Origin of the sequence: Curtobacterium sp. ME12, from assembly GCF_903970855.1 — a bacterium.
Classification (GTDB): domain Bacteria; phylum Actinomycetota; class Actinomycetes; order Actinomycetales; family Microbacteriaceae; genus Curtobacterium; species Curtobacterium poinsettiae_A.
Genome location: NZ_CAJCKD010000016.1, coordinates 68,188 through 75,445 on the forward strand (window position 1 = coordinate 68,188; position 7,258 = coordinate 75,445).

At 70.3% G+C, this 7,258-nt stretch carries 7 protein-coding genes; all 7 read left to right on the forward strand.

The window, feature by feature from the left end; genetic code table 11:
• Positions 1–10 precede the first annotated feature (10 nt).
• Positions 11–1,489 (forward strand): purine-cytosine permease family protein, encoded by a 1,479-nt coding sequence (locus tag H7A73_RS09865; protein ID WP_182065802.1) that lies wholly within the window; start codon positions 11–13, stop codon positions 1,487–1,489.
• The gene (locus H7A73_RS09870) at positions 1,486–2,046 is read left to right on the forward strand and encodes a cysteine hydrolase family protein (protein ID WP_182065803.1); all 561 of its coding nucleotides are present in this window, start codon (positions 1,486–1,488) and stop codon (positions 2,044–2,046) included. The genes H7A73_RS09865 and H7A73_RS09870 overlap by 4 nt, the downstream gene beginning before the upstream one ends.
• Before the next feature lie 56 nt (positions 2,047–2,102).
• Positions 2,103–3,257, forward strand: coding sequence for a flavodoxin-dependent (E)-4-hydroxy-3-methylbut-2-enyl-diphosphate synthase (ispG, locus tag H7A73_RS09875; protein WP_171907786.1), 1,155 nt, complete (start codon positions 2,103–2,105; stop codon positions 3,255–3,257).
• Between the two features lie 275 nt (positions 3,258–3,532).
• Positions 3,533–5,284: a proline--tRNA ligase gene (locus tag H7A73_RS09880; RefSeq protein ID WP_182065804.1), complete on the forward strand. Its 1,752-nt coding sequence runs from the start codon at positions 3,533–3,535 to the stop codon at positions 5,282–5,284.
• A 143-nt stretch (positions 5,285–5,427) separates the two neighbouring features.
• Positions 5,428–6,423: a transcription termination factor NusA gene (nusA, locus tag H7A73_RS09885; RefSeq protein ID WP_031259736.1), complete on the forward strand. Its 996-nt coding sequence runs from the start codon at positions 5,428–5,430 to the stop codon at positions 6,421–6,423.
• Positions 6,424–6,491: 68 nt separating this feature from the next.
• Complete coding sequence (locus tag H7A73_RS09890; RefSeq protein ID WP_182065805.1) at positions 6,492–6,803, forward strand: YlxR family protein; 312 nt, start codon at positions 6,492–6,494, stop codon at positions 6,801–6,803.
• A gap of 74 nt (positions 6,804–6,877) precedes the next feature.
• Positions 6,878–7,258: translation initiation factor IF-2 N-terminal domain-containing protein (locus tag H7A73_RS09895; RefSeq protein ID WP_182065806.1), on the forward strand; the 381-nt coding region annotated here is incomplete at its 3' end.

Sequence of the window (7,258 nt, forward strand, 5' to 3'; positions counted from 1 at the left end):
CGATCAGCGGATGACCACAGCCGCCCCGAACCCTCCCGAGGTTCGCACCGTCGAGCGCCAGGGCCTCGACGTCATCGCCGAGTCCGATCGGAAGGGCACCCCACGGGGACTGTTCTGGCCGTGGTTCGCGGCGAACATCTCCGTCCTCGGCCTCGCCTACGGGTCGTTCGTCCTCGATTTCGGGATCTCGCTGGCCCAGGCGACGATCGTCTCGGTCGTCGGGGTCGCCTTCTCGTTCCTGCTGTGCGGCATCGTCGCGATCGCCGGCAAGCGCGGGTCGGCGCCGACGATGGTGCTCAGCCGCGCGGCCTTCGGGGTCCGCGGGAACCGACTGCCCTCGTTCCTCAGCTGGGTGCTGACCGTCGGGTGGGAGACCTCGCTCGCCGCGGCGGCCGTGCTCGCCACCTCGACGGTGTTCACCGAACTCGGGTGGGACGGCGGCGTGCTGACGAAGGTCGTCGCCCTCGTCGTGGTCGCGGCCCTCATCGTCGGCGCCGGGATCGCCGGGTTCGACGTCATCATGCGTCTGCAGGCCGTCATCACCGTCGTCACGGCCGTGCTCACCGTCGTCTACATCGTGCTCGCTGCGCCGACGATCGACTTCGCGACGTTGGGTGCTCTGCCGTCGGGCAGCGCCCAGAGCGTGACCGGGGCCCTCGTCCTGGTGATGACCGGCTTCGGACTCGGTTGGGTGAACGCCGCGGCTGACTACTCCCGGTACCTGCCCCGTTCGGCCTCGACCCGTGGCGTCGTCGGGTGGACCACGTTCAGCGGCGCCCTCGCGCCGGCGATCCTCGTGGTGATCGGTGTCATGCTCGCCGGGTCGTCGCCGGACCTGCAGGCAGCGATCGCGAACGACCCGATCGGCGCCCTGACGACGATCCTGCCGGTGTGGTTCCTGATCCCGTTCGCGATCGTCGCGATCCTGGGGCTCGTCGGCGGCGCGGTGCTCGACATCTACTCGTCCGGACTGGCGCTCCTGAGCGTCGGCGTGAAGATCCCGCGTCCGGTCGCCGCCGGGGTCGACGGCCTGTTCATGGTCGCCGGCGCCGTGTACATCGCGTTCTTCGCCTCGAGTTTCGTCGCGCCGTTCCAGGCCTTCCTCATCACCCTCGGCGTGCCGATCGCCGCCTGGGCCGGCATCTTCGTCGCTGACGTCGTCCTGCGACGCCGCGCGTACGCGGAGGCCGAACTCGACGACCGTCACGGACGCTACGGCGACGTCCGGTGGCTGCCGATCGTGCTCGTCGTGCTCGGCACCGCGCTCGGCTGGGGTCTGGTCACGAACACCCTCGGCGTGCCGTCCTGGCTCAACTGGCAGGGCTACCTGCTCGAGCCGTTCGGCCTCGGCGGACGCAAGGGGCCGTGGGCCTACGCGAACCTCGGCGTCCTCGTCGCCCTGCTCGTCGGGTTCCTCGGCACGCTGCTGTTCGCGCGCGGGTCGATCCGTCACCAGGAAGCGCTCGGCACGCCGGACGACCTGCGATGAGCGCGGAGATCCCCGACGACGCCTGGCTCGTCGTCATCGACATGCAGCAGGTCTTCACGGGCGAGAACCCGTGGGCCGCCCCGCGGTACGACCATGCCGGCGCCGGCATCGAGCGGCTCCTGCCGCGGTTCACGGGCCGCACGGTCTTCACCCGCTTCGTGGCGCCGGCGCAGCCCGAGGGGGCGTGGGTGCCGTACTACCGCGACTGGCCCTTCGCACTGGTCCCGGGCGCCGACCCCCTCTACGCGCTCACCGAGCCCTTCGCGTCAGCTGCCGCGGACCGGAACGACCCCGTCGTGACGGAACCGACCTTCGGCAAGTGGGGGACGAGCCTCCAGGCGGTCGTCGGCGACCACCCGCACCTGGTGCTCACGGGGGTGTCGACCGACTGCTGCGTGTTGTCGACCGCGCTGGCGGCGGCCGACGCCGGTGCGACGGTGACCGTCGTGGCCGACGCCTGCGCCGGCGGGACCGACGCGGACCACGACCGTGCGCTCGCGGTGATGCGGCTCTACGCCCCGCTCATCACGGTCGTGGACTCGGTCAGGGAGCTCTGAACAGACGCACGGGGACCGGACCCAGCACGGTCAGATCGAGCGCGTAGAGTGCTCACGTGCCCGCAGTCAACCTCGGTATGCCCAAGTCCCCCGAAACCCTCGCTCCGCGTCGCAAGTCGCGGCAGATCCGGGTCGGCAAGGTGCTCGTGGGTGGCGACGCCCCGGTGTCCGTGCAGTCGATGACCACGACGCAGACCACCAACATCAACGCGACGCTGCAGCAGATCGCCGAACTCACGGCGTCGGGCTGCGACATCGTCCGGGTCGCCGTGCCCACGCAGGACGATGCCGACGCGCTGGCGATCATCGCGAAGAAGTCGCAGATCCCCGTGATCGCCGACATCCACTTCCAGCCGAAGTACGTCTTCCAGGCGATCGACGCCGGCTGTGCTGCCGTCCGGGTCAACCCGGGCAACATCCGCAAGTTCGACGACCAGGTCGGCGCGATCGCCAAGGCCGCCAAGGACGCCGGCGTCTCCCTCCGGATCGGCGTGAACGCGGGATCGCTCGAGCCGAGCCTGCTGCAGAAGTACGGCAAGGCCACCCCCGAGGCGCTCGTCGAGTCCGCGGTGTGGGAAGCCTCCCTGTTCGAGGAGCACGACTTCCACGACTTCAAGATCTCGGTCAAGCACAACGACCCGATCGTGATGGTCAAGGCCTACCGGCAGCTCGCCGCCGCCGGCGACTGGCCGCTGCACCTCGGCGTGACCGAGGCCGGCCCGGAGTTCCAGGGCACGATCAAGAGCGCCACCGCGTTCGGCATCCTGCTGGCCGAGGGCATCGGTGACACCATCCGCGTGTCGCTCTCCGCTCCGCCCGCGCAGGAGGTCAAGGTCGGCCTGCAGATCCTGCAGTCGCTCAACCTGCGCGAGCGGAAGCTCGAGATCGTCTCCTGCCCGAGCTGCGGTCGCGCACAGGTCGACGTCTACCAGCTCGCGAACGACGTCACGAAGGGGCTCGAGGGCATGACCGTCCCGCTCCGTGTCGCCGTGATGGGCTGCGTCGTGAACGGACCTGGCGAGGCGCGCGAGGCCGACCTCGGCGTGGCCTCGGGCAACGGCAAGGGGCAGATCTTCGTCAAGGGCCAGGTCGTCAAGACCGTGCCAGAGGCCGAGATCGTGCAGACCCTGATCAACGAGGCGAACCGCATCGCGGACGAGATGGGGCCGGCCGCCGCCACCGGCACGCCCCAGGTGATCATGGCGCCGTAGGCGCGACCACCCTCCGGACCGGAGGCCCGGTGCCAGCTGGCACCGGGCCTCCGGTCCGTCGTCGTGGCGTGCCGGCGCTGGTACCGCACGGTGCGGACTCCGCGCTTCCGTGCCGGGTGGATCGCTCCGGGCGAGCCTGCGGCCGCGCACGGAGCAGCTGGTGCCGCACGAGCGAGTGAACCTCGCACCGCGTCGCTCGAGCCCGGCGCGGGGCGCGGGGCGGGGCACCCCGCAGGGAGCCCGCGCGGTCGGTCCGCCGCCACTAGGCTTGCCCCGTGGTCACACGGCTTTCGCATCTGTTCCTCCGTACGCTCCGCGACGACCCCTCCGACGCCGAGGTGACGAGCCACAAGCTGCTCGTCCGCGCCGGCTACGTCCGTCGCCAGTCCCCGGGGATCTTCGCCTGGCTGCCGCTCGGACTCCGGGTGCGCGCCAAGATCGAGGCGATCATCCGCGACGAGATGGTCGCTGCCGGTGCGCAGGAGGTCCTGCTCCCGGCGCTGCTGCCGCGCGAGCCGTACGAGGCGACGAACCGCTGGACCGAGTACGGCGACGGCATGTTCCGCCTGCAGGACCGCAAGGGCTCCGACTACCTGCTCGCACCCACGCACGAGGAGATGTTCGCCCTCCTGGTGAAGGACCTGTACTCGTCCTACAAGGACCTGCCGGTCACGCTGTTCCAGATCCAAGACAAGTACCGCGACGAGGCCCGCCCCCGCGCCGGACTCCTGCGCGGCCGCGAGTTCACGATGAAGGACGCGTACTCGTTCGACCTCACCGACGAGGGCCTCGAGCGCAGCTACCAGGTCATGCGCGACGCGTACGAGAAGATCTTCGCCCGCCTCGGCCTCGACTACGTCATCGTCCAGGCCGACGCCGGTGCGATGGGCGGCTCCAAGTCCGAGGAGTTCCTGCACCCCATCGGCGTCGGCGAGGACACCTTCGTCCGCAGCGCAGGCGGCTACGCGGCCAACGTCGAGGCGTACGTCACCCCCGTCCCCGAGTCGCTGCCGATCGAGGGCCAGCCCGAGCCCGTGCTGCTGCCGGCGTCGGACACCCCGACGATCGACACGCTCGTCGCCCACGCGAACCAGGTCGCGCCCCGCGAGGGCGCCCCGTGGACCGCGGCCGACACGCTGAAGAACGTCGTCCTCGCGCTCACCCACCTCGACGGCACACGCGAGGTCGTGGTCGTCGGCCTGCCCGGCGACCGCGACGTCGACCTGAAGCGCGCAGAAGTGTCCTTCGCCCCGGCCGAGGTCGAGGCCGCCGGCGACGACGACTTCAAGAAGCACCGGGGCCTGGTGAAGGGCTACATCGGACCGCAGGTCCTCGGTGCCGACAGCGCCACCGGCCTCCGCTACTTCGTCGACCCGCGCGTGGTCGACGGCACGAGCTGGATCACCGGCGCCAACGAGCGCGGCGTGCACGTCTCCGGCCTCGTCGCCGGCCGTGACTTCGTGGCCGACGGTGTCGTCGAGGTCTCCGACGTCCGGGCCGGTGACCCGTCCCCGGACGGCTCCGGTCCGCTCGAGACCGCGCGCGGCATGGAGATCGGGCACGTCTTCCAGCTCGGTCGCAAGTACGCCGAGGCGCTCGGTCTCAAGGTGCAGGACGAGAACGGCAAGCTCGCGACGGTCACGATGGGCTCGTACGGCATCGGCGTGACCCGCATCCTCGCGATCCTGGCCGAGTCCCACAACGACGAGAAGGGCCTGGTCTGGCCGAAGAACGTCGCGCCGTTCGACGTGCACATCGTCGCCACGGGCCGTGACCAGGTCGCCTACGATCTGGCGGCCTCGGTCGTCGCCGAGCTCGAGGGCGAGCGGTTCGACGTGCTGTACGACGACCGCCCGAAGGTCTCGCCCGGTGTCAAGCTCCGCGATGCCGAACTGCTCGGCATGCCGATCGTCGTCGTCGCCGGCCGCGGCGCCGCCGAGGGCGTCGTCGAGCTGTGGGACCGCGCGACCGGCGACCGCCGCGACGTGCCGGTGGCCGACCTGCTCGACGCGGTCCGCGCGATCTAGACGCGACCCCTGACGGACTGGAGGCCCGTGGCGACGCCGCCACGGGCCTCCAGTCCGTCTCGTGGTTCTGGGGTAGGCTTGTGGCCGACTTCTGCGCAGTTCCACCCCGCAGGAGCGACTCATCTGAATACGGAGGCACCTCGGTGAAGATCGATCTCGCAGTCCTGCGACTCATGGAGCGCGAGCGGGAGATCCCGTTCGACGAGCTCGTCCAGATCATCGAATCTGCCATCCTGACCGCGTACCAGAAGCACGCCGACGAGAACGGCGAGCCGGCCCACGCGCAGTCGCGTGTGGAGCTCGACCGGAAGTCCGGCGAGGTCAGCGTCTACGTCCCCGAGCTCGACGACGAGGGCACCGTCATCGGCGAAGCCGTCGACCAGCCGAGCGACTTCGGACGCATCGCGGCCTTCGCGGCGAAGCAGGTCATCAACCAGCGTCTGCGCGACATCGGCGACGACAAGATCCTCGGCGAGTTCCGCGGCAAGGAAGGCGACATCGTCGCGGGCGTGGTCCAGCAGGGCCCGAACCCGAAGATGGTGCACGTCGACCTCGGCACGATCGAGGCGATCCTGCCGCCCGAAGAACAGGTGCCGGGGGAGTCGTACACGCACGGCTCCCGCATCCGCGTGTACGTGACGAGCGTCGCCCGGGGCAACAAGGGCCCGCAGATCACCGTGTCGCGCACACACCCGGGCCTGGTCCGGAAGCTCTTCGCGCTGGAGGTCCCGGAGATCGCGTCCGGTGTCGTCGAGATCACCTCGCTCGCCCGCGAGGCCGGTCACCGCACGAAGATCGCCGTCAAGGCGAACGAGCCGGGCGTGAACGCGAAGGGTGCCTGCATCGGCGAGCTCGGCGCACGTGTCCGGTCCGTCACGAACGAGCTCGGTGCCGAGAAGATCGACATCGTCGACTACTCGTCCGACCTGGCGTCGTTCGTCGCGAGCGCCCTGTCGCCGGCCAAGGTGACGAGTGCGTTCGTGCTCGACGCCTCGACGAAGGCCGTCCGCGCGCTCGTGCCGGACTACCAGCTGTCGCTCGCGATCGGCAAGGAGGGGCAGAACGCCCGCCTGGCCGCGAAGCTCACCGGTGCCCGCATCGACATCCAGCCGGACTCCATCCTGGACGGCGAGGACTAGGACGATTTCGCTCCCGGCGCGCCCTGCGAGGGCGCGCCGGATCGCGCACGTCCGAGGCAAGGAGTAGAGTGGTTCCCGTCAGAACGTGCATCGGCAGTCGCCGTCGCGCTTCCCGATCCTCCCTCCTCCGAGTCGTCGCCCTGAGCGACGGTCGTGTCGTGGCGGATCCGAAGGCAGTCATGCCGGGCCGGGGAGCATGGCTCACACCGACCGTCGATGCCTACGATCTGGCCGTCAAGCGCAGGGCTTTCCGCCGTGCGCTCCGGTTGGATCGCGATCCCGACACGTCCGCGGTGCTCGACCACATCATCGGTCTCCCACAGGAACCGACCGAGCGCCCGGACATGACAGAACAGGCTGAACGGCTTATGGACAACTGATGAGCGGCTCGAAATGAGACCCGTCATCCATTGAGTCCTGCCCCTTCACGGGGTGGGGCCCGTGAAGGAGAACAGTGGCTAAACCACGCGTACACGAGATCGCAAGCGAACTCGGCGTCGACAGCAAGACCGCACTCGAGAAGCTCAAGGAGCTCGGCGAGTTCGTCCGGGGTGCCAGCTCGAGCATCGAGCCCCCCGTGGCACGGAAGCTCCGTGCCGCCCTCCAGGCAGACGGCGCCCCCGCGGCGAAGCCCGCCGCCTCGGCCTCCGCGCCGAGCGCACCCGCCAAGGCCAGCGCGCCGAAGTCGAGTGCACCCAAGCCCGGCGGCCCCCGTCCGGGTCCGGCTCGTCCGGCACCGGCTCCCGAGCCCGAGGCCCCGGCAGCACCCGCTGCCGACGTGCCCGCACCGGCCGCACCGAAGTCCGTCGCGCAGCGACAGGCCGAGGCCGAGGCC